22 protein-coding genes and 2 pseudogenes are annotated in these 20,763 nt (G+C 65.1%); 21 read left to right on the top strand and 3 right to left on the bottom strand.

The features are described from left to right. The first annotated feature begins 149 nt into the window (after positions 1-149). The 9 genes and pseudogenes from LRH25_RS14130 to LRH25_RS33300 all read left to right on the top strand — a co-directional run bounded on the left by LRH25_RS14130 (position 150) and on the right by LRH25_RS33300 (position 7,258). Positions 150-1,208, top strand: a complete 1,059-nt coding sequence (locus LRH25_RS14130; protein ID WP_141284389.1) for an NAD(P)-dependent alcohol dehydrogenase — start codon at positions 150-152, stop codon at positions 1,206-1,208. Between the two features lie 76 nt (positions 1,209-1,284). Continuing rightward, complete coding sequence (locus LRH25_RS14125; RefSeq protein ID WP_141284391.1) at positions 1,285-1,821, top strand: (2Fe-2S)-binding protein; 537 nt, start codon at positions 1,285-1,287, stop codon at positions 1,819-1,821. Continuing rightward, complete coding sequence (locus tag LRH25_RS14120) at positions 1,818-4,079, top strand: xanthine dehydrogenase family protein molybdopterin-binding subunit (RefSeq protein ID WP_141284393.1); 2,262 nt, start codon at positions 1,818-1,820, stop codon at positions 4,077-4,079. The genes LRH25_RS14125 and LRH25_RS14120 overlap by 4 nt, the downstream gene beginning before the upstream one ends. A gap of 12 nt (positions 4,080-4,091) precedes the next feature. Continuing rightward, on the top strand, positions 4,092-5,471 hold the full coding sequence (locus LRH25_RS14115; protein WP_141284395.1) for a c-type cytochrome: 1,380 nt from the start codon (positions 4,092-4,094) through the stop codon (positions 5,469-5,471). Between the two features lie 175 nt (positions 5,472-5,646). After that, a complete protein-coding gene (locus LRH25_RS14110) occupies positions 5,647-5,817 on the top strand; it encodes a hypothetical protein (protein WP_211361264.1) in 171 nt (56 codons plus the stop codon). Further along, positions 5,744-6,001, top strand: coding sequence for a cyclophilin-like fold protein (locus LRH25_RS33305; protein ID WP_211361267.1), 258 nt, complete (start codon positions 5,744-5,746; stop codon positions 5,999-6,001). The genes LRH25_RS14110 and LRH25_RS33305 overlap by 74 nt, the downstream gene beginning before the upstream one ends. A gap of 72 nt (positions 6,002-6,073) precedes the next feature. Then, positions 6,074-6,328: pseudogene (locus tag LRH25_RS14105) on the top strand (transposase); the annotation flags it as partial. Positions 6,329-6,419: 91 nt separating this feature from the next. After that, positions 6,420-6,875: a hypothetical protein gene (locus LRH25_RS14100; RefSeq protein ID WP_231011393.1), complete on the top strand. Its 456-nt coding sequence runs from the start codon at positions 6,420-6,422 to the stop codon at positions 6,873-6,875. Between the two features lie 227 nt (positions 6,876-7,102). Continuing rightward, positions 7,103-7,258, top strand: a complete 156-nt coding sequence (locus LRH25_RS33300; protein WP_370538409.1) for an IS66 family insertion sequence element accessory protein TnpB — start codon at positions 7,103-7,105, stop codon at positions 7,256-7,258. Positions 7,259-7,311: 53 nt separating this feature from the next. Here LRH25_RS33300 and LRH25_RS14095 read toward each other — a convergent pair whose 3' ends face one another. From LRH25_RS14095 to LRH25_RS14085, 3 genes and pseudogenes are all read right to left on the bottom strand, one after another. Beyond that, positions 7,312-8,526 carry an arabinose transporter gene (locus LRH25_RS14095; protein WP_231011392.1) on the bottom strand — a complete coding sequence of 405 codons (1,215 nt, stop codon included), beginning with the start codon at positions 8,524-8,526 and terminating at the stop codon, positions 7,312-7,314. A 2-nt stretch (positions 8,527-8,528) separates the two neighbouring features. Next, positions 8,529-8,744 (bottom strand): annotated as a pseudogene (locus LRH25_RS14090) (oxidoreductase); the annotation flags it as partial. Positions 8,745-8,864: 120 nt separating this feature from the next. After that, positions 8,865-9,779 (bottom strand): LysR family transcriptional regulator, encoded by a 915-nt coding sequence (locus tag LRH25_RS14085; protein WP_141284402.1) that lies wholly within the window; start codon positions 9,777-9,779, stop codon positions 8,865-8,867. A 258-nt stretch (positions 9,780-10,037) separates the two neighbouring features. On the opposite strand from LRH25_RS14085, the gene LRH25_RS14080 reads away from it, so the two are divergent. The 12 genes from LRH25_RS14080 (at position 10,038) to LRH25_RS14025 (ending at position 20,733) form a co-directional block, all read left to right on the top strand. Continuing rightward, complete coding sequence (locus tag LRH25_RS14080) at positions 10,038-10,205, top strand: hypothetical protein (RefSeq protein WP_310733297.1); 168 nt, start codon at positions 10,038-10,040, stop codon at positions 10,203-10,205. A 26-nt stretch (positions 10,206-10,231) separates the two neighbouring features. Then, entirely contained in the window at positions 10,232-10,777 is a 546-nt protein-coding gene (locus LRH25_RS14075; RefSeq protein WP_231011390.1) for a cyclophilin-like fold protein, read from the top strand. A gap of 11 nt (positions 10,778-10,788) precedes the next feature. Further along, entirely contained in the window at positions 10,789-11,532 is a 744-nt protein-coding gene (locus LRH25_RS14070; RefSeq protein ID WP_141284404.1) for a dihydrofolate reductase family protein, read from the top strand. Positions 11,533-11,619: 87 nt separating this feature from the next. Beyond that, positions 11,620-12,261, top strand: coding sequence for an NAD(P)H-binding protein (locus LRH25_RS14065; RefSeq protein ID WP_141284406.1), 642 nt, complete (start codon positions 11,620-11,622; stop codon positions 12,259-12,261). A gap of 204 nt (positions 12,262-12,465) precedes the next feature. Beyond that, positions 12,466-13,449 carry an alpha/beta hydrolase gene (locus tag LRH25_RS14060; RefSeq protein WP_231011423.1) on the top strand — a complete coding sequence of 328 codons (984 nt, stop codon included), beginning with the start codon at positions 12,466-12,468 and terminating at the stop codon, positions 13,447-13,449. Between the two features lie 148 nt (positions 13,450-13,597). Beyond that, positions 13,598-14,341 carry an SDR family oxidoreductase gene (locus LRH25_RS14055; RefSeq protein WP_141284410.1) on the top strand — a complete coding sequence of 248 codons (744 nt, stop codon included), beginning with the start codon at positions 13,598-13,600 and terminating at the stop codon, positions 14,339-14,341. A 10-nt stretch (positions 14,342-14,351) separates the two neighbouring features. Then, a complete protein-coding gene (locus LRH25_RS14050; RefSeq protein WP_211361266.1) occupies positions 14,352-15,491 on the top strand; it encodes an SMP-30/gluconolactonase/LRE family protein in 1,140 nt (379 codons plus the stop codon). 184 nt (positions 15,492-15,675) lie between these two features. Further along, positions 15,676-16,425, top strand: coding sequence for a Rossmann-fold NAD(P)-binding domain-containing protein (locus LRH25_RS14045; RefSeq protein ID WP_231011389.1), 750 nt, complete (start codon positions 15,676-15,678; stop codon positions 16,423-16,425). Between the two features lie 12 nt (positions 16,426-16,437). After that, positions 16,438-17,655 carry a PQQ-dependent sugar dehydrogenase gene (locus LRH25_RS14040; RefSeq protein ID WP_141284414.1) on the top strand — a complete coding sequence of 406 codons (1,218 nt, stop codon included), beginning with the start codon at positions 16,438-16,440 and terminating at the stop codon, positions 17,653-17,655. Between the two features lie 2 nt (positions 17,656-17,657). Next, the gene (locus tag LRH25_RS14035) at positions 17,658-18,821 is read left to right on the top strand and encodes an MBL fold metallo-hydrolase (protein ID WP_141284417.1); all 1,164 of its coding nucleotides are present in this window, start codon (positions 17,658-17,660) and stop codon (positions 18,819-18,821) included. A 111-nt stretch (positions 18,822-18,932) separates the two neighbouring features. Next, positions 18,933-19,754 carry a 2Fe-2S iron-sulfur cluster-binding protein gene (locus LRH25_RS14030; RefSeq protein WP_141284419.1) on the top strand — a complete coding sequence of 274 codons (822 nt, stop codon included), beginning with the start codon at positions 18,933-18,935 and terminating at the stop codon, positions 19,752-19,754. Beyond that, a complete protein-coding gene (locus LRH25_RS14025) occupies positions 19,741-20,733 on the top strand; it encodes an FAD binding domain-containing protein (protein WP_141284421.1) in 993 nt (330 codons plus the stop codon). Before LRH25_RS14030 ends, LRH25_RS14025 begins: the two co-directional genes overlap by 14 nt. The last annotated feature ends 30 nt before the right edge of the window (positions 20,734-20,763 follow it).

Genomic DNA, 20,763 nt, shown 5'->3' with positions numbered 1-20,763 from the left:
TGCGAGCTACCTTATGCCTAGCATTGGGACATGTTGGGACATCCATCGTCCCCGCTCCCTGCCTGTGTCGGTGCCCCGGATGGCAGGCGACGCAAAAGGGGTAGCTGACAGTCAGACAACATCGCCCGAATCCAGCCCTGGAAGACTTGATGACCACCGCACTCGCCTACGCAGCCCCATCCGCCTCTGAACCGCTCTCGCCTTTCCGGCTGGAGCGGCGTACGCCTGAGGCACGCGACGTGCAAATCGACATTCTCTACTGTGGCGTCTGCCACTCCGACCTGCACACCGCGCGCAACGAGTGGAAGAACACGATGTACCCCTCGGTGCCGGGCCACGAGATCGTCGGCCGCGTCAGCGCGGCCGGCACCGACGTCACCAAATTCAAGCTCGGTGACTTGGTCGGTGTGGGCTGCATCATCGACAGCTGCCGCCACTGCGAACCTTGTGGCGAAGGCCTGGAGCAACTGTGTGACAACGGCTTCACCGGCACCTACAACGGCCCGGTCTTCGGTGGCGAGAACACCTTCGGCGGCTACTCCAGTCGCATCGTGGTGGACGAGCGCTACGTGCTTCGCATCGCCCATGACGAGAAGCAGCTGGCCAGCGTGGCGCCGCTGCTGTGCGCCGGCATCACCACCTATTCGCCGCTGCGCACCTGGGGCGTCGAGAAAGGCCAGAAGGTGGGGGTTGTGGGCCTGGGGGGCCTGGGCCACATGGCGGTGAAGATTGCAGCTGCCATGGGCGCCCATGTGGTGCTATTCACCACCTCGGCTGGTAAGGTCGAGGATGCCAAGCGCATGGGCGCCGCCGAAGTGGTGATCTCCAAGGACGCCGCGGCCATGGCGGCGCATGCCAGTTCGTTTGACTTCATCGTCAACACCGTGGCCGCCCAGCACGACCTGAACCCTTTCATCACCCTGCTCAAGCGCGACTGCACCATGACCCTGGTCGGCGCGCCCGAGCACCCCCACCCCGGCCCCGACGTGTTCGGCCTGATCTTCAAGCGCCGTCGCTTGGCAGGTTCCCTGATCGGCGGCATCCGCGAGACCCAGGAGATGCTGGACTTCTGCGCCCAGCACGGCATCGTCTCCGACATCGAGACCATCGCCATCCAGGACATCAACACCGCCTACGAACGCATGCTCAAGAGCGATGTGAAGTACCGCTTTGTGGTGGACATGGCCACCTTGTCCGAGCAGGCCTGAAGGCCGCTCCGTTCAGTCAGGCCGACTCCGCCCCGCCCAGTGCGCGGGGCTGCCCCAAACCAACAGATGAAGCAGCATGCAACTCCAGATCAACGGTAAGACGCATGAGGTCGATGCAGAGGCGGACACGCCTTTGCTGTGGGTGATCCGGGACGACCTCGGTCTGACCGGCACGAAGTACGGCTGTGGGCTGGCGCAATGCGGCGCATGTTCGGTGCTGATCGACGGCGTGGTGACGCGCTCCTGCGTGATGCCGGCCTCGGCCGTCGTCGGCCGGCAGATCACCACCATCGAGGCCATCGAGCAGGATGCGGTGGGCCAGCGGGTGGTGCAGGCCTGGGTGGTGCATCAGGTGCCCCAGTGTGGCTACTGCCAGTCCGGCCAGGTCATGGCCACCACGTCTCTGTTGAAGCAAAACCCGCGTCCCACGGACGCGGAAATCGACACCGCCATGGTCAACCTCTGCCGATGTGGCACCTACAACGCCATTCGCGATGCGGTGCATGACCTGGCAGGGCGGGCGGGCGCCGCAGTGGCGGGAGAGTTGCTATCAGGCCATTCGGTGGCGCGTACGGCCGGGACCGGCGGCGCTGCGGACGAGGTGCAGTCATGAGCACGCCATTTTTTCCAAACGCCGCGGCGGAAGATGCCTTCCCGACCGGTGAGCCGACCAATGTCTCGCGTCGGGGTTTCCTGCTCCGCTCGGCGGGTACGGCGAGTGGTGCGTTCGTGCTGGGCTTCGGTTTGCCAATGGGCAGTGCACGTGCCCAGGCTGCGGCGACACCCGCGATGCGCGGCACGAAAGTGCCGGCGTTCCTGGAGATCCGGCCGGACAACTCGGTTCGCCTGCAAAGCCCGTTCATCGAAGGTGGGCAGGGCACCTTCACCGCCATGGCGCAGATCGTCGGCGAGGAACTGGACGCCGATCCCGCTAGCTTCATCGTGGAAAATGCACCACCCGGACAGGAGTTCGCTGTGCTGGACAACGGCATGCGCATCACCGGCGGCAGCATGTCGGTGCGCCTTGGCTATCCGACCATGCGGCGCCTGGGCGCGCTCGCGCGGGCCATGCTGCTGCAAGCAGCGTCGCAGCGCCTGCGCGTGCCGGTCGCACAGCTCAGCACCGAGCCGGGCCGGGTGGTGCACGCGGCTTCCGGCCGCTCGCTCGCCTACGGGCAGCTCGCCACGCAGGCCATGGACCTGCCGGTGCCCGACCCCGCCAGCGTGAAGCTCAAGGAGCGTTCGCAATTCCGCTGGATCGGCCAGCCCGTCAAGCGGCTGGACGCGCACGAGAAGTCCACCGGCAAGGTGCTCTACACCATCGACATGAAACTGGACGGCATGCTGCATGCCGCCGTTCAGCACGCGCCCCGGCTGGGCATGACGGTGGGTAGTGTGCGCAACCAGGCGCAGGTCGAGGCCATGAAGGGCGTGCACTCGGTGCACCGCCTGCCGGGCGCGATGGCGGTCGTCGCTGAACGCTGGTGGCACGCCAAGCGGGCAGCCGAGGCCCTGCAGGTGGACTGGCGCGAAGCCGGGCCCGAGGCCACCCAGCGCGTGATGCCGGCCGATTTCTCGACCGCGGCCTTCCAGCAGCGGCTCGCGGCCGCGACCGGTGCGGGCGACGAGGCCGAGGTGGCCGGCGACATCGCCTCCGGCTTCAAGGGCGCGAAGACCGTGGTGACTGCCACCTATGCCAGCCAGTACGTCAAGCACGCGCAGCTGGAACCACCCTCGGCGCTGGCGCGTTTCAACCCCGATGGCACACTGGAGGTTTGGCTGCCCAACCAGGCCCCGGACATGTTCCGCGCCGACATGGCCAAGAAAACCGGACTGCCTGCCGACAAGATCACGCTGCATTCGCCGGTGCTGGGCGGCTTCTTCGGCCGCCATTTCCTCTACGAGGCAGCCAGCCCGTATCCGCAGGCCATCCAGCTGGCGAAGGCTACCGGGCGTCCGATCAAGCTGATTTGGAGCCGCGAGGAGGAGTTCCTGCGCGACACCGTGCGGCCCATGGCCGTTGTGCGCTTTCGCGCCGGGCTCGATCAGGACGGCCTGCCGGTCGCACTGGAGGCCATCAGTGCCACCGAAGGTCCGACCGAAGGTCTCAGTGGCAAGCGCGCCGAGAAACCGGACCCAACCGCCGTGGAAGGCCTGGCAGGCAAGGCCTACGCCATCGCGAACCGGCGCGTGGCGCGGCTCTACGTGCAGACGCCCATGATGCTAGGCTACTGGCGCTCGGTCGGCAATTCGATGAACGACTTCTTCTACGAAGCCTTCCTCGATGAGCTGGCAGACAAGGGCGGGCATGACCCGTACGAGCTGCGGCTGCTCCTGCTGAAGGACAACGCACGGTTGACCCGCCTGCTGAAGGCGGCCGCCGAGCTGTCCGGCGGCTGGAAGCGCGGCCCCTTCACCGCGGCGGACGGTACGCGCCGGGCCCGTGGCGTGGCCATGGCCTCGCCCTTCGGCAGCCATGCTGCGGCCATTGCGGAAGTCTCGATCAAGCAGGGACGGGTGCGGGTGCACGACATCTGGGAAGCCATCGACCCCGGCAGCATCGTCAACCCGGCCATCGTTGAAGCCCAGGTCAAGGGTGCCGTGGCGCTGGGGGTGTCGCAGGTGCTGTTGGAGGAGAGCGTCTACGAGCACGGTATGCCCCGGGCGAGGAACTACGACCTCTATCCCATCCTGCCGCCCGACCTCATGCCGCGGGTGCACGTCCGGGTTGTCGAGAGCGGCGAAAAGATGGGCGGAATCGGCGAGCCGCCGTTGCCCGCCGTGCCGCCGGCTGTGGCGAATGCCGTCGCCCGGCTGACGGGCAAACCTGTCCGCAGCATGCCGCTGTCGCGCCACACCTTCGAGGCCTGAGCCGTACGATCGATGAGCAAGCTCCGTTTCAAGAAGATGCTGGTCCGGCTGCTGCTGGTCGCACTGGTGCTGGCCGCCGGCATGGCTTGGTTGGCCCGTCGCACGCCGCCTTCGCCTTTCGACGCCGAGGCCGCAGGGGATCCACGCACTGCGGCTCCTTCGGCAGAGCTGATCCGCCGCGGCGAATACCTGGCCCGCCTGAGCGATTGCGTGGCCTGCCACAGCACGCCGCAGAGCAAGCCCTTTGCCGGCGGACTGAAGATGGCCACACCCATGGGAGCCATCTTCGCAACCAACATCACGCCGGACCAGGCTACCGGCATCGGTCGCTATTCGCTGGCCGACTTCGACCGCGCGGTGCGCCTGGGCGTGGCGGCCGATGGGCACCGGTTGTATCCGGCCATGCCCTATCCGTCGTATGCCAAGCTGGGCGATGATGACTTGCGGGCCCTCTACGCCTTCTTCATGCACGGCGTGAGCCCCGTCCCGCAGCCGAACCAGGCCAGCGAGATCCCATGGCCGCTGAACATGCGCTGGCCGTTGGCGCTATGGAACACAGTCTTCACCGAATCCGGCAGCTACCAGCCCAAGGCACCGGCCAAGGCCGGTGTGAACGCCGATCTCTGGAACCGCGGCGCCTACATCGTGCAAGGTCCGGGCCATTGCGGCAGCTGCCACACGCCGCGCGGCCTGGCGATGAACGAGCAGGCGCTGAGCGAGAGCAGCCCGCTGTTCCTTTCGGGCGCGTTGCTGGACGGCTGGTATGCGCCCAGCTTGCGCGGCGACGGTGCCACCGGGCTCGGTCGCTGGCGTGAGGACGAGGTGGTGCAGTTCCTAAAGGTCGGCCGCAACGCGCATGCCGTGGTGTTCGGCTCCATGGCCGATGCCTTCAATAACTCCACCCAGTTCATGACCGACGACGACCTGCGGGCCATCGCGTACTACCTGAAGTCCCTGCCGGGCGATGCCGGCACCACTGCCACGGCCCTCAGCGAGCGCCCGGCATCTTCCGACTCCGCGGCGAATGCCAGCGCTGTGAAGACCTTCGCCGCGAAATGTGCGGCCTGCCATGGTGCCAGCGGCGCTGGCCAGGCACCATGGATCCCGCCGCTGGCCGGTGCCACCTCCTCCGTGGTGCCGCTGGCCAGAGCGTCCGCCATCAACGTGACGTTGAATGGTTCGGCTCGCGTCGTGGCCGCCGGCGTGCCGGACGCGTACCGCATGCCGGCTTTCCGCGACCAGCTCTCGGACCAAGAGATTGCCGACGTGCTGTCCTACGTGCGCGGCGCGTGGGGCAACCAGGGCGGGGCCGTGAAACAGGAAGACGTGAAGACCTTGCGCGAAGAGACCAACCCGGCCCGCAGCGACGTGATCGTGCTGCAGATGCGCTGAGCGAGCCGGCCATGCCTGTCCGGTTCGTCCCACCACGCCCTTCCACCCCGTCCCGCACCGCGATCCCGCTCGCAGCCAAGGCCTCACCCGGCGCGGCATGGCGGTCGCGGCGCTGGGGTGGGTCCCCCTGGCCCTGGTCGCATCGGCCCGGGCCGCAGGACCCCATGAATCCACCATGAAGATCCGCATCCACCGCAGCGAGATCCACCTCGACGTCCTCCTGGAGGCCAGCGACGTGGCCACCGAACTCTTGTCGCTGCTGCCATTGGACGCTGCAGCTGGAGGACTACCAGGCCACAGAGAAGGTCGCCTACCTGCCGGGCAAGCTGGCGGCGGCGGCCGGTAAGCCCGGCTTCACCCCTGCGCCTGGAGACCTGGCCTATTACGCGCCCTGGGGCAACCTGGCGTTCTTCTACCGGGGGGCGCCCCACGCCAGCGGGCTGGTGCGCCTGGGCCGGCTGCTGGGTGACGTGAAGGCCCTCCAGGTCCTGCCGTCCGGCACCGTGCGCGTCGAGCGCGTCGCCGATTAAGGCAACGCTGAATAAGGTCGAATCTGCCGCGGGGTTTGCATGTACCAAGTCAGCACAGACGGGCAGGTGAAGATGAAGCAGCAGACCCTCGCGATGGCGGCCGATCAAGGCCAAGGATTCGAGCAATACCGCAAGCCGACGAGGCGCGACACCTTCCTGGCGACCATGGAAGAAATCGTGCCCTGAATTGCGTTGTGCGAGGTGATCGAGCCTCACTATCCCAAGGCTGGCAACGGCCGCCCGCCGGTCGGGCTGGAGCGCATGCTGAGGATGTACTTCGTGCAGCACTGGTTCAACCTGGCAGACGAAGCCTGCGAGGAGGCGCTGCTGTCACAGGTCGATCAGCTCAAGATCAAATCCGACGCTTCACCAGCGAATAGACGCGGCTCCTGACCAGCGTTCACACCAGCTGAACACGTTGATCGAGCGCATGCTGGCCGACCCGCGGCGCATCATCGCCGTGCGCGTGAACATGCACCTGGGCCAGACGGTGCGCTTTGTGGACTGGCGCGACGGCAGCCTGCGAGAGGGCAAGGTGCTGGCCATGCGGGACACGCAGGTCACGCTGCAGGACCTGACCGAGCGGCGCGAGTGGAAGCTGCCCTATGCGGCCATCGAGCCGCCGGCGCCCAATGCCACCGCAAGAGCGCAGGCGCAAATGCGGGAACAAGAGCTCGCACCGCCACCGGCTGCACCCAAGCCAACGCGCAACGACTTCCGTTGCGGCGAGAAGGTGGCGTTCGAGGACAAGTACCTGCAAACCGTCATCGGCACCATCGTGCGCATCAACGACCGCACGGCCTCCATCGACCCGGGTGACGGCACCAAGTGGCGCGTCGGCTTCGCACTGCTGCGCCACGTGCTCGACGTCTGACTTTGCCGGACCCGGCCGGTCAATAAGGTGCTGGGGCCGCGCTTACCGTGCACTGCAATTCGTGCCCGTGTCGCTGGCACAGACCCCGCTTTCCTCAACACCGGCCGACATCGAGCTGCGGCGCAGCGCCACGGCCCTGAAGATCAGTTGGCCGACCGCGCGGCCAGCGCAGACTACGCGGTCTGGATGCGTGAGCTGCTGCGGTGATTCGTATTGACCCGCTGTGGATGGCGGTCGGGCCGGTAGACATGCGTGCTGGCGCGGATCGGCTGGTAGCCATCGTGGTGCAGGTATTTGGCATGCGCAGACGCACCACAGGCTACCTGTTTGCGAATGCGCGGGCCACCCGCGCGGCGCGTTGCACGTTCCGCTGGACGTACTAGCCGAACATGCCGGCTGATGCAAATGCAAATGCCTCGCGCCTTTGCACACCAGCTCATTTTTTACGCGTCAGGCTGGCAGTGCCCCCACGGGCCGGATGGGCCCCCAGCCACGCAGCGATCGGCACTGCGCAAAGCGCGAGCAGCGCGGCAATGAGAAAAATCTGCGCCACTCCGATCACATTGGCGAGAAGCCCCAGGAGAGGCGCGAACAAGCCAAGCGCCAAGTCGATGAAGGCCGTATAGACACCCATTGCGAGACCTCGCGCCTCGGTCGGCGCGCGGGAGACAGCCTCCATACCGAGGCCCGGATACACCAGTGCGTAGCCGAATCCCGCCATGGCAGATCCAGCAAAAGCAAGCCACGCGTAGGGGGAAAGCCAGATAAGAGCAAGCCCCGCGCTGTGGATCACGATAAAGATCATCGCAGTGCGTGAGCCGCCGAGGCGATCAGGCAATGGACCGAAGAAGACTCGCGCCACCACCAAGGCGATCGCGAATGCGGTGAAAGACAGCCAGGCCGGCTGCCATCCATTCTGGACGAACAGCAGCACGGCGAACGCCGTAGTGATGCCGTAGCCCACGCTCGAAAATGCCATCGCCAGCCCAGGTATCCAAACCGCCTTGAGCACCTGTCTGGCTGTCCCTCGGCTTTGCGTTGCAGGCCGGGTCGCCGGAACGAAGACGACCAGCAGCCATGTCGCCACGGCGCCAAGAAGTGTCGCCCACCCAATAGAAGCGAAACCAAGTCTCGAATACAGAAAGCTCCCAAGAGGCGCACCCAGGGCCAAGGCGACGAACATCGCTGTGCCGATCCACGCGATCATCTTGCCTACCTGACCCGGACCCGCGAGAGCAAGGCACCAGCTCTGCGCACCGATCATGATGAAGCTCTCAGCGCCCCCCAAGAGCACGCGGCCTGCCAGCAGGATCGCGATCGACCACGCGGGATCGCCAGTAGTCATCGTCGATGCGAGGTAGAGCAAGCCGGCGAGCGCCGCCATCACAGCCCCAGCCACCACGGCAAACTTGGACCCCAGCCGATCTGATACCGTCCCGGACCGCAGTCGGCAAAGCAGCGCCGCAGCGAACTGCGCGCCCGCGACAAGGCCGACAGCGAATACGCTGAAGCCCAGGTCTCCATGGATGTGTAGCGGCAGAGCTGGCAATGCCGCGCCCGTGACGAGAAACACGGCGAACACACAGCCCATCAAAGATGGCAGCGTGCCATGGATCGACGAATTCGAGGCCTTGGGCATGATTTTTGGCATTGCGTTTCAACCTCGACAGCGAAGCGAGTGCAATTCGCAATGCTGCCTTCGTATTCGTCGCTGCGCGCGTTGGCGCGGGGTGCAAGGAATTGATGAATCAGGTAGGCGTTCGCACCGTGGATCTCGACGCCATCCGGGCCGGCCTCGACGGCACACCGGGCTGCATGACGAAATGCCTGCACGATCTGCGGCACCTCTTGGGTGGTCCGAGCCCGGGGGCACAGGTCATTGGCTTCCTTTGATTTCCTGGTCTCTCTAAGGTGCGGCGCCGTTCGTGGCAGACCCCTGTGCCATCCCTCTTTGGGCCGGACAGCGATACCTGTCTCGGGCGGAATCGGCTATCGCTTCTTGGTGATTGACGGCGCAGTCCACCGCAGCGCATCAAGAACCAGCGAGAACGCATGCGAGGGCTGCTTGCGACTCGGGTAGTACAGGTAGTAGCCAGGGAATGGGGCACACCAGTCCTCCAGAACGCGCACCAGCCGACCGTTCTCAAGGTGCGGCGCAAACTCTTCTTCGGGCAAAAACGCGATGCCCAGGCTTGCGACTGCCGCGTCCACCATGCTAGGCGAGGTATTGAAGATGAGTTGCCCATCCACTCGCACGTTCAACTTCTGGCTGCGGCGCTCGAAGTCCCAAACGTAAATACCTCCCGCAGTCTGCATGCGCATGTTGATGCAGTTGTGCTTCACCAGGTTGCGAGGGTTCTTGGGCTTGGGATTTTTCGCGAAATACGCCGGCGACGCCGCAGCGGCCATGCGCAACTGCGGGCCGAGCGCCACCGCGATCATGTCCTTGTCGATGGTGTCGCCAAGACGCACACCGGCATCGAAGCGGTCCGCCACGATGTCCCTGAAGCCGTAGTTGATGTCGAACTCAACCTTGATTTCAGGGAACTCAAGCAGCAAAGGGGTCAGCTTGGGAAGCAGCGTGGTCCGCAGGACGTGCTCGCCGCAGGTGATCCGAACCGTGCCGGCCGGCTTGTCCCGCATTTCCGTCAGCTCGTCCAGTTCGGCATGGATCTCGTCGAATCGGTGGCCGATGGCGTTGAGCAGTCGCTCGCCGGCGGCGGTGGGCGACACGCTGCGCGTGGTGCGCGTGAGCAGACGGATGTCCAGGCGCGTCTCCAGGCCGCTGATGGCCTGGCTGAGCGCCGATTGAGTGACACCCAGCAGCGAGGCTGCGCGCGTGAAACTGCCTTCGCGCGCTACCGTCACGAAGTACTGGAGATCGTTGAGGTTACGTTTGACCACGGTGCAAAGTCTCGCACGGCTTTCTGATTAGTTAATCTTATATCCTCTTTAAGTATTCATTAGCTAGTCAATTTGACTTTGCTGCGCCAACATCCTGGCATGAAAAGAGGTATTGCCGATTTGCACGCCATGGTTGCGGCGCCAAGCGCCGGTCGTGCTCGTCGACTACACGTTCGGGCTGGCGGCATGCGGTGGCGGCTCACCCAGGCCCATGCCTCGGATGGCGATTCGTCTGTACCTTCACAGGAGTTCCGCCGGATGGTGGCTGTGATCCAGTTGCCCATCGCGCTGGGCGCGAGCGTCGGCGGTCAGCTGTTCGACGCAACCGGCTACCGGAGCACCTTCGTGGCGAGTACGGCCGTGCTGCTGCCCGCTGCCTCCCTGGCTTTCACGACCCCGCGCGCGCAAGCCCGGCAAGCGGCCTGAATCGCCACCTCCAACCAGGAGACCCCATGACCATGAACCTCGATGTCCTTCACAAAGACCGCAGTCGGACGGTCAGTGAACACCTGCCTGGGCATGGCTTGTCGGCCATGCGCACCCTGGGCCTCTTGTGCGGTCTGCTCATGCTGACTGGATGCGACGCCGCCCAGCCCGGCGCATCGGGCACGCATACCGCCGCTGCCACGGCCACTGTCCAACCGGAGGAACCCCGCATGCAGATGACCGTCGGCGAACGCCACTTCACCATCACCCTGGCCGACACCGAAGCAGCTCGCGAGCTTGCCGCGATGCTGCCACTGTCGATCAACATGGCCGACCTCAACGGCAACGAGAAGCATGGGGAGTTGTTGAAGTCGCTGCCAACGAATGCAAGCCGACCCGGCACGATCCGCAGCGGCGACCTCATGCTGTACGGATCGAGGACGCTGGTCGTCTTTTACCTGACCTTCAGCTCCTCCTATTCCTACACGCGCCTCGGCCGCGTGGACGATCCCTCCGGCCTGGCCCAGGCGCTCGGCAGCGGCGGCACACGAATCGAGTTCTCCAAGGAATAGAGGACGAACCGATGTTGGCAACCACCTTGAACAAGCCCTACGTCGTGATCCATACGCTGACGACGCTGGACGGACGAATCCACAACATTGCACTGCCCGAGTTCGATTCGGCAGCGCTCCTGTACGAGCAACTGGCACTGCATGCCGAGCAGCAGGTGCTGAACATTCGGGGCTACCTGAATGGCCGCGTTTCGACCGACGACAACTTTACCCGCTACCGCAAGCCCGACCTGAACGAATCTGCGGCCCTGGTTCCCGAAGGCGACTTCGTGGCAGAGGCGAATGCGCCCATGTACTACGTGGCGCTGGACCCTGCCGGCCGCTTGGGGTGGGAGGAGAACCACGTCGATTATGGCGGTGTCCGGTCGCACGTGGTTTCGGTACTGACCGAGCGGGCCGGCAACGCCTACAAGGACTTGCTGAGGCGGCTGGGTATCTCCTACGTCATCGCCGGCAACGACCAGCCGGACAACGCCCTGGCCCTGCATAAGCTGGTGACGCTGTTCGGCATGGAGCGCGTGATGATCGGCGGCGGCGGCGTGCTGAACTGGTCATATGTGCAGGACGGCCTGGTCGATGAACTGAGCCTCCTGCTGTGTCCCGTCTCCGACGCATCGCCCGCTGCTCCGGGTCTGTTCACGGCCCGGGCGCCGTTTTCTCAAGTCAAGCCTCGCTCGTTCACGCTGATCGACGTGAAGGCGCTAAAAAACAGCACCCTGTGGCTGCGCTACCGGGTGCACAGCCAGCCATCCTGATCCAAAGAACCCAAGTCCGCGAAGCTCAATTCTCATCCGGGTGAGCGAGCGAGCGAACGCAACGAATGCAAACAGGCCAACTCAACCATGAAGAACGTGATTCTGATCGGCGCCAACGGAAGCACGTCGCAGGAAATCATCCCCCGTCTGCTGGAACAGGCGGACGTGAAGCTGACCCTCTTCTTGCGCCGCGCAAGCCGCCTGCAGCACATGCAGAGCGGTCGGGTGAATGTCGTGGAGGGCGATTCGTCTTCCCTCGCAGACCTGATGCGCGCGATCCGTGGGCAGGAGATTGTCGTCAGCACCATGGGTGGCATGGACCTGGGCGCCAAGACCGCGAACATCGTGCAGGCCATGAGAGAAGTTGGCGCGCGCCACATCGTCGTCATCAGTGCCGGTGGCATCTACGGTGAACTGCCTCCAGCCTTCAATGCCTGGGACAAGAGCATGGTCGGCCAGTACCGCCCGATCAACTTTAAGACGGCAGAGATTGCCGAGCAATCAGGGCTGGCCTACACCGTCCTGCGCCCGGTCTGGCTGACCAACAAGCCAACGGAAGCGTTCCAGTTGACCCGGAAGGGCGAGACCTACAAGGGCACGGAAACCTCACGCGCGAGCATCGGCCGCTTCGTGGCCGAACTTGTGAAGAACCCCCAGCAGTACGCCAACCTCAACCTGGGCATCAGCCAGCCCGACACCGACGGCGGCAGACCGGAAGCGTACCGCTGACCCTCACTCGTGAGGGCAAAAGGAACCGACCTGCCGGCCAGATCCATCAATCACGTAATAGAGAACGTCATGAACGAAGCTACCCTGAACATCGAGAACCTCAAACGGAGGACAGCCCTCAAGGGCGTGGTCCAAGGCTCGATCCTTGCCGGCTTGTCAGTGGCCCTCGGTGGCCAGACGGCGCTGGCGCAAACTTCATCGGCCATGATCGAGTCGGGCGGCCTGCGGCTGACGCGTGAATGGGACAAGCTCTTCCCAAAGAGCGATAAGGTAGATCACCAAAAGGTCACCTTCAAGAACCGCTACGGCATCACCCTCGCGGCTGACCTGTATCTGCCGAAGAACCGCGCGACCCAGCGCTTGGCGGCGATCGTCGTCGGCGGTCCGTTTGGCGCGGTCAAGGAACAGTCCTCGGGTCTGTACGCGCAGATCATGGCCGAGCGCGGCTTCGTGGCACTGGCCTTCGATGGCTCCTACACCGGGGAAAGCGGCGGCGAGCCGCGCAACGTCGCCTCGCCGGACATCAACACCGAGGATTTCATGGCGGCGGTGGACTTCATCGGCCTACAGCCCTACGTCGATCGCGAGCGCATCGGCGTTATCGGCATCTGCGGCTGGGGCGGCATGGCATTGAACGCCGTGGCCGCCGACAAGCGCGTCAGGGCTGTCGTCGCCAGCACCATGTACGACATGACCCGCGTCATGTCCAAGGGCTACAACGACGTCGTGACCCCTGCGCAGCGCACGCAGACGCTGGAGCAGCTGAGCCGGCAGCGCTGGGAGGACGCCGCGAATGGGAAACCGGCCTACCAGCCGCCTTACAACAAGGACGTCAAGCCCGGCGACGCACAGTTCATGGTCGATTACCACGACTACTACATGACGCCGCGCGGCTACCACCCGCGCGCGGTCAACTCCGGCAACGCCTGGACGGTCACCACGCCGCTGTCGTTCATGAACATGCCGATCCTGACCTACATCAAGGAGATCTCGCCGCGTCCGATCCTGTTCGTGCACGGCGAGAAGGCCCATTCGCTCTATTTCGCCCAGACCGCCTATGCGGCCGCCGCAGAGCCCAAAGAGCTGGTGATCATCCCGGGCGCCAGCCACATTGATCTGTACGACCGCGTGGACAAGATTCCCTTCGACAAGATCACCGACTTCTTCGGCAAGCACCTCAAGGGCTGATCCAACCGATCAAGGATCGCTCACATGGCCCGTTCGGGCTCGACCTTCGTCAACGGCCAGGCCCTGGCCGTTGACGGCGGATTCACTGTGTACTGGTGGTCACGCCGGCATGCGTTGCCGGCACATAGAAGGAAAGCGGAAGAACATCATGATCAAAGACAAAGTCGTCATCATCACCGGCGCCTCTTCCGGCATCGGCGAGGCCACGGCCAAACTGCTCGCGAGCAAAGGCGCCAAGGTCGTACTCGGCGCGCGGCGCGCAGCCAACCTGCAGCGAATCACCGACGAGATCCAGGCGCATGGCGGCCAGGCGATGTACCAGGAACTGGACGTCACCCGACAGTCCGAGAACGATGCCATCGTCAAGTTGGCCAAGGACAGGTTCGGCCGCGTGGACGCCATTTTTCTCAATGCCGGCCTGATGCCCAACTCGCCGCTGTCCGCGCTCAAAACCGACGAGTGGCATCAGATGGTCGATGTCAACGTCAAGGGCGTGCTCAATGGCGTGGCCGCCGTACTGCCCGAATTCCTGGCGCAGAAGTCCGGGCACGTGATTGCCACCTCGTCGGTGGCGGGGCTCAAGGCCTATCCGGGTGGTGCCGTCTATGGCGGCACCAAATGGTTCCTGCGCGACTTCATGGAAGTCCTGCGCATGGAGTCCGCCATGGAGGGCTCCAACATCCGCACCGCGACGATCTACCCGGCTGCAATCAATACCGAGCTGCTGTCGACCTTCAGCGACAAAGCGTCGCTCGACCAGATGCAAAGCATCTACGACAAGTTCGGCATTTCCCCGGATCGGATCGCCAACGTCGTGGCCTTCGCGATCGACCAGCCCGACGACACGACGATCAATGAGTTCACGGTCGGCCCCTCGAACCAACCTTGGTAGGGCCCGTGCCATGACGACGGCATCTTTCCGCGAAGCGATGCGCGAGAGCGGCGACCGGCCGGATGCCAAGGTACGCGCGGCCTTTGTCGTCATCGGCTTGGGCCACGTGTCGGCAGCCTCGGCGCAGCGCAGGTTCGCTGAACCGGCCTTCGACATGCATACGCGCAGTGTGGTGCCGATCCCGGCATCTGAGCGCGCATTGCAGACAGCCGTGGCTGAACCCTGGTTCAAGGTGTCCAACGAGGGGTTGCTCCTCGAAGGGGCGATCTTCGACCGCAGCTGCAATCTGCTTTTCTGCGACGTGAGCGAGCGACGCGTTCTGCGCCTGACCCCGGATCAGCAGTTGTCCACCGTCGTCACGCTGGACACGCTGTCGCCGGGCGGGCTGGCTTTCAATCCGAACGGGCGCCCGTTCATCGCGGCTCTGGGCATTCCGAACCGACGCGGCGCGATTTATTCGGCGAATCCGGGCGGCTCGGGCCTGCAGATCATCGTGCCGCCCGTGGCCGGGTACATGCCCAATGACCTGGTGTTCGACGCGCGCGGCGACTTCTACTTCACCTATTTCAAGAGCACCGCGACCGAATCCAGGGGCGGTGTGTACTACGCCGCGCAGGACTGGCGACCATCGAACCCGTGCTGCCCAACTTGGCAATGGCCAATGGCCTGGCGCTCTGCCCCGACGGCAAGACGCTGTGGGCGACCGAGTTCGGCCGCAACCTGCTGCACCGGATCGAACTGGCCGACGCGACCACCATCGCGCCGATCAGCTCGACCATCGCCTACGACTTCGTCGGCCCGGCCCCAGACTCTGATGCGTGCAGATGCCGACGACAACGTGTGCGCGGCGATCTACGGGCAGGGCCACTTGCTGGCCCTCAACCGCAACGGCATTCCCATCGGTCAGGTGCTGCTGCCCGGACACGATGGCGGCCACAACCTGACCCGCACCAGCCTGGCAGAAACGACCTCTACGTCGTCACCAGTGACATGGGCAAAGGGCAAGGGGCAAGGGGCAAGGGGCAAGGGGCAAGGGGCAAGGGGCAAGGGGCGATGGTGTTCCACGCCAAGGCGTTCAGCAAGGGGCTGCCGCCCGCTTCATCCCGAAAACGGTATGCCGCCGCTGGCCATCCGGCGCCTAACGGCCTGATCGGGGGATCATGCCTGTGGAGCGTCAAATATTTTTCACCTCAGGCGCCGGACTTGGTTCGACATTGATTGCTGGCTCACCCCTTGACCCTGCGACATCCAGGGCACACACACCGGCGGATTCCGGAAAGGAGACTTCCACGCCCAACGCACAACGAGGCAGCAAGTCAGGCGTCAAGGCCCGCGTGTTCGTTACCGGCTCGGCCGATGGACTGGGCTGGGCCAGGGCCACGCAGTCGTCGTGCACGTGCGCTCGCAGGCGCATGTCGGCCGTAAAGGAACTCGTGGACCAGGACGCCGTCGCCACGGTCGGTGATTTGTCCGATCTTGCGCAGATTCTTGATCTTGCCCGCCAGGTCAATGCGAGCGGCGCAATGGATGCCGTCGTCCACAACGTGGGCATCCCCAATGGCGCCCAACTGCTGGTTGTCAACGTCGTCGCACCGTACCTGCTCACGTCCCTCATCCAGCGCCCCAAGCGCCTGATCTACCTGAGCAGCAGCATGCACCGGGGCGGACGCGCTAGCCTGGCCGGCATGGACTGGACCGGCCGCACATCCACCGGCTGCTACTCGGACAGCAAGTTGTTCGTGACCACTCTGGCAGCGGCCGTCGCACGGCTGTGGCCCGAGGTGTACAGCAACGCCGTCGATCCGGGCTGGGTGCCGACCAACATGGGTGGCCCGAGCACGCCCGACGACCCGAGACTGGGCCACCTGACCCAGGAATGGCTTGCGACCAGCGACGATCCCGAGGTATTGAACAGCGGCAGCTATTGGCACCACCAACGGCGCCAGGAGCCGCACCCCGCCGTCAACGACACCCGGTTCCAGGACCTGCTGCTGGCGGAACTGGCGCGCGCCACCGGTACCAGGCTGGCGGGCTCGTGCCCCCGGCCGATCAGCGATTCCCCAAGAGGCAATGTCAGAACCTGATGAGAGGTGCCCATGAAGAAGCAAGCTCGACGTTCCGCCCTGACCGGGCATCTTGTTGCTGCCATCTCGCTGCTGGCCTTTGCCGCAGGAGCTGCGCAGGCGCAGGACTTCAACGCCCGCGCGCCGAATGCGAAGGACCAGCGCCCCGCCTTTGAAGGCCAGACCCGTGCGCCGATCCTCGATGCGGACGTCCGGCTGAACTCGCAGGTCGTCGCCGACGGTCTGGTGCATCCCTGGGGCATGGCCCAGTTAGCCGACGGCCGTTGGCTTGTGACCGAGCGCCCGGGCCGGCTGCGGCTGATCACCGCCGACGGCAAGGTGTCCGAGCCGATCACCGGCCTCCCCGCTGTGGACGCCCGGGGCCAGGGCGGACTGCTCGACGTGGTGGTCCGTGACGACTTCGCGCGGACACGCCGTCTGTGGTGGAGCTATGCCGAGCCGCGTGACGGCGGCGCCAACGCGACCGCTGTGGCAACGGGTGTGCTGTCCAGGGACGATCACAGGATCACGGACGTCCGGGTGATCTTCCGGCAGAACCCGGCCAGGAACTCCACGGCCCACTTCGGTTCGCGGCTGGTCTTCGACCGCGCCGGCATGCTGTTCGTGACGACCGGGGATCGCTATGAGGCGCGCGCGCTGGCGCAGGATCCCGGCACGCACATCGGTAAGGTGCTGCGCATAGATCCGCAAGGCGGTGCTGCCGCAGGCAATCCGTCGATTCCGGGCGGCCAGCCCGAAGTCTGGTCTTACGGGCATCGCAATGTGCAGTCGGCCGCGCTAGCGCCGGACGGCAAGCTCTGGACGGTGGAGCATGGGGCGCTTGGCGGTGACGAATTGAACCAGCCGCAAGCTAGGCGGAACTACGGCTGGCCAGTCATCACCTACGGCCTCGACTACAGCGGCCGCGCCATCGGCGACAGGCTGACGGCACGCAGGGACATGGAGCAGCCGATCTACTACTGGGACCCAGTGATCGCGCCCAGCGGCATGGCGTTCTACCAAGGCACGCTGTTTCCCGGATGGCACGGCGATCTGCTGATCGGCGGCCTGGCCGGCCAAGCGCTGGTGCGGCTGACCCTGAACGGCGGGCGCGTCACGGGCGAGGCCCGCTACCTGCAAGGCCAGGGCCGCATCCGGGATGTCGATGTCGCCCGGGACGGCGCGGTCATGGTGCTGACCGATGCCCCGAACGGCGCCCTGATTCGCGTGACACCCGCACAAGGTACATAAGCATGAAAGAACTCTGGTCCCGCGTCATCAAGGCGGGTGTCGGCGTCGCCGTCCTGGGCGTCGTCGGTGTCTTCGCCTATTTTCAGCAACCGGTGTTCGGGGAACTTCCCAGCGGCGAACGGTTGACACGCATCGAACACTCGCCCAACCTTGCCGATGGCATGTTCCGAAACCAGATCGACACGCCCATGAAGACGACAGATCAGTCCGAACTGTCGATGTGGAAGGAGACTCTCCTTGGGAAGAAGGGCCAGCCCCGTCCGCCGGGCGCCATTCCCGCCATCAAGACCAACCTCAAGGCGCTCAATCCTGCGCAGGACCTGGTGGTCTGGCTGGGCCACTCCTCTTATTTTGTGCAACTGGATGGACAGCGCTTCCTGATCGATCCGGTCTTCAGCACCAATGCCGCGCCCCTACCGGCGGCAAACCGAGCGTTCGAGGGCACCAGCATCTACGCGGCCGACGACATGCCCGAGATCGATGCGCTGCTGATCAGCCACGACCACTATGACCATCTGGACTACCCATCCATCCTGGCCCTCAAGTCCAAGGTCAAGAAGGTGATCGTCGGGCTGGGCGTGGGGGCGCATTTCGAGGCTTGGGGCTACGACCTGGCCACCGTGCGCGAGGCCGACTGGAACGAGGTGATCGCGCTGACCCCGCAGGTGCAGATCCACATCGCGCCGGCCCGGCATTTCTCCGGGCGCACCCTGACCCGCGACCAGTCGCTGTGGGTCGGATTCGCTCTGGTGTCTCCCGAGCGCCGCCTCTTTTTCAGCGGTGACTCGGGCTACGGGCCGCATTTCGCTCAAATCGGCCAGCAGCTCGGCCCTTTCGATTGGGTGGCGCTAGACGCTGGTCAGTACGACCCCCGCTGGGCGAGCGTCCACATGAACCCGGAGCAGGCCGCGCAGGCAGCCGAGGACCTGCGCACGCGCGTGCTGATGCCGGGGCATGTGGGCCGCTTTTCCATCGCGCCCCACGACTGGGACGATCCCTTCAAACGCATCGCGGCTGCCAGCAAGGGACGCGGCTATGCGCTGTGGACGCCAGAGATCGGCCAGCCCGTCCATCTGGACGGCGGCGCACAGTCGTTCGCGCCATGGTGGGAGCACAACGCCGCCGATGCGCAGTCCCACCGTGCCACTGGCGCCAAGGAGAAGTAAGGCGCGCACCTGCAATCGACACGACACGCACGCGCCCGCGATCCCATCCCGCGCAAGTTTTGTCCCGGCCAAACCGCCAACGCCATTTAGCCCGAAGGAAAGGAACCCACGATGAAACATCCCATCGAGACCGACCCACCGGTTGAGCTCAGCGCCGATGAAGCGGCGCTTCTGAGCGAAATGCCCGATCTGGACGGTGTCGGCCAGTCGCGCCGCACCTTCATGATGAGCTCCGCCGCGGGCGGCGTCGGCCTGTTCGCGGCAAACCTGCTGGCCCAAGAGGCCGCGTTGGCGCAGATGCCGCTTGCCGAAGGCGCCGCAACGGCGTTGATCAAAGCGCAGAACGTCGTCAACGTGACCTTCCAGGTCAACGGCGTGCAGAAGACCCTGGAAATTGATTCTCGCGTGGTGCTGCTCGACGCTTTGCGCGAACGCCTGGCAATGACCGGATCGAAAAAAGGCTGCGACCAAGGCCAGTGTGGCGCTTGCACGGTGCTGGTGGACGGCGAGCGCGTCCTGTCCTGCCTCACGCTGGCAGCAACGCTCGAAGGGCGAGAAGTCACCACGATCGAGGGGCTGGCCCAGGGCAATCAATTGCACCCGGTGCAAGCCGCCTTCATCAAGCACGACGGCTTTCAGTGTGGTTACTGTACGCCGGGCCAGATCTGCTCGGCCGTCGGCATGCTGGGCGAAGCACGCCGCGGAGATGTCAGCCATGTCACGGCCGACGTCAGCAAGACCACGACACGCCTCACCGACGAGGAAATCAAGGAGCGCATGAGCGGCAACATCTGTCGCTGCGGCGCCTACCCCGGCATCGTTGCCGCGGTGCAGGAGGTGCACTCGGGACGCCAGACCGCCCAGACCTGGCAATTCGCCACCGAGACGCAACTGGCGTCCGTTCGCAAGGAGGATGGCCATGAGACCGTTTGAGTACGTACGGGCGGCCGATGCCGCATCGGCCGCAGCCGCAGTCGCGAGCGTGCCTGGCGCGAAGTTCCTCGCGGGCGGCTCCAATCTCGTCGACCTGATGAAGGAAGACGTGGAGCGGCCCACCCGTGTGGTGGACATCCGCCAGTTGCCGCTGCGGCAGATCCAGCGTACCCGCGCGGGCCTGTCCTTGGGTGCGCTGGCGACCAACACCGAGACCGCCAACCATCCGGTGATCCGCGAGAACTATCCGCTGCTGACCCAGGCCATCGTCGCGGGTGCCTCGGGGCAGTTGCGCAACATGGCCACCAACGGCGGCAACCTCCTGCAGCGTACTCGGTGCAACTACTTCTACGACACCGCAACGCCGTGCAACAAGCGCGAGCCCGGCACCGGCTGCGGTGCGCGCGAGGGACTGAACAAGATCCACGCCGTCCTCGGCTGGAGCGAGGCCTGTGTGGCAACCTATCCGGGCGACATGGCCAACGCGCTGTATGCGCTTGACGCCAACGTGCGTGTGCATACGACGGACGGGCGCGAGCGGCTGATCCCGATTGCCGATTTCCATCGCCTGCCGGGCGACACCCCGCAGCGGGACAACAACCTCGAACATGGCGAATTGATCCTCGCCATCGAACTGCCGGTCTCGGCAGCAGAGTTCGCACGCAACTCCCACTACCTCAAAGTGCGCGATCGAACCTCCTACGCCTTTGCGATGGTCTCTGTCGCCGCCGCGCTGCAACTCGACGGCGGCACCATCCGCCAGGCGCGTGTGGTGCTGGGCAGCGTCGCCCACAAACCCTGGCGCAGCGCCGAGGCTGAGGCCGAGCTGGTCGGTCGCCGAGCCACCGAAGACACGTTCCGCCAGGCTGCCGCAGCCGCGCTGCGCGATGCCCGCCCGCTGGCCCACAACGCCTACAAGGTGGAACTGGGACAACGATCCGTTGTGCGTGCGCTGATGCGCGCCGCGAAACTGGCTTGAGCACAAGGAGAACTGCCATGGCACGCTATC

Source organism: Ideonella azotifigens (assembly GCF_021043325.1).
In the GTDB taxonomy this organism is placed as follows: domain Bacteria; phylum Pseudomonadota; class Gammaproteobacteria; order Burkholderiales; family Burkholderiaceae_C; genus Ideonella; species Ideonella azotifigens.
Note: the sequence above shows the minus strand (reverse complement) of the source record. Positions and strands in the feature narration are given on the sequence as shown.

Bases quoted from the DNA above. Each gene is read 5' to 3' on its own strand.
- LRH25_RS14130 (WP_141284389.1), top strand. From the start codon at position 150: ATGACCACCGCACTCGCCTACGCAGCCCCATCCGCCTCTGAACCGCTC.
- LRH25_RS14125 (WP_141284391.1), top strand. From the start codon at position 1,285: ATGCAACTCCAGATCAACGGTAAGACGCATGAGGTCGATGCAGAGGCG.
- LRH25_RS14120 (WP_141284393.1), top strand. From the start codon at position 1,818: ATGAGCACGCCATTTTTTCCAAACGCCGCGGCGGAAGATGCCTTCCCG.
- LRH25_RS14115 (WP_141284395.1), top strand. From the start codon at position 4,092: ATGAGCAAGCTCCGTTTCAAGAAGATGCTGGTCCGGCTGCTGCTGGTC.
- LRH25_RS14110 (WP_211361264.1), top strand. From the start codon at position 5,647: ATGAAGATCCGCATCCACCGCAGCGAGATCCACCTCGACGTCCTCCTG.
- LRH25_RS33300 (WP_370538409.1), top strand. From the start codon at position 7,103: ATGGCGGTCGGGCCGGTAGACATGCGTGCTGGCGCGGATCGGCTGGTA.
- LRH25_RS14095 (WP_231011392.1), bottom strand. From the start codon at position 8,526: ATGCCAAAAATCATGCCCAAGGCCTCGAATTCGTCGATCCATGGCACG.
- LRH25_RS14080 (WP_310733297.1), top strand. From the start codon at position 10,038: ATGGTGGCTGTGATCCAGTTGCCCATCGCGCTGGGCGCGAGCGTCGGC.
- LRH25_RS14075 (WP_231011390.1), top strand. From the start codon at position 10,232: ATGACCATGAACCTCGATGTCCTTCACAAAGACCGCAGTCGGACGGTC.
- LRH25_RS14070 (WP_141284404.1), top strand. From the start codon at position 10,789: ATGTTGGCAACCACCTTGAACAAGCCCTACGTCGTGATCCATACGCTG.
- LRH25_RS14065 (WP_141284406.1), top strand. From the start codon at position 11,620: ATGAAGAACGTGATTCTGATCGGCGCCAACGGAAGCACGTCGCAGGAA.
- LRH25_RS14060 (WP_231011423.1), top strand. From the start codon at position 12,466: ATGATCGAGTCGGGCGGCCTGCGGCTGACGCGTGAATGGGACAAGCTC.
- LRH25_RS14055 (WP_141284410.1), top strand. From the start codon at position 13,598: ATGATCAAAGACAAAGTCGTCATCATCACCGGCGCCTCTTCCGGCATC.
- LRH25_RS14050 (WP_211361266.1), top strand. From the start codon at position 14,352: ATGACGACGGCATCTTTCCGCGAAGCGATGCGCGAGAGCGGCGACCGG.
- LRH25_RS14040 (WP_141284414.1), top strand. From the start codon at position 16,438: ATGAAGAAGCAAGCTCGACGTTCCGCCCTGACCGGGCATCTTGTTGCT.
- LRH25_RS14035 (WP_141284417.1), top strand. From the start codon at position 17,658: ATGAAAGAACTCTGGTCCCGCGTCATCAAGGCGGGTGTCGGCGTCGCC.
- LRH25_RS14030 (WP_141284419.1), top strand. From the start codon at position 18,933: ATGAAACATCCCATCGAGACCGACCCACCGGTTGAGCTCAGCGCCGAT.
- LRH25_RS14025 (WP_141284421.1), top strand. From the start codon at position 19,741: ATGAGACCGTTTGAGTACGTACGGGCGGCCGATGCCGCATCGGCCGCA.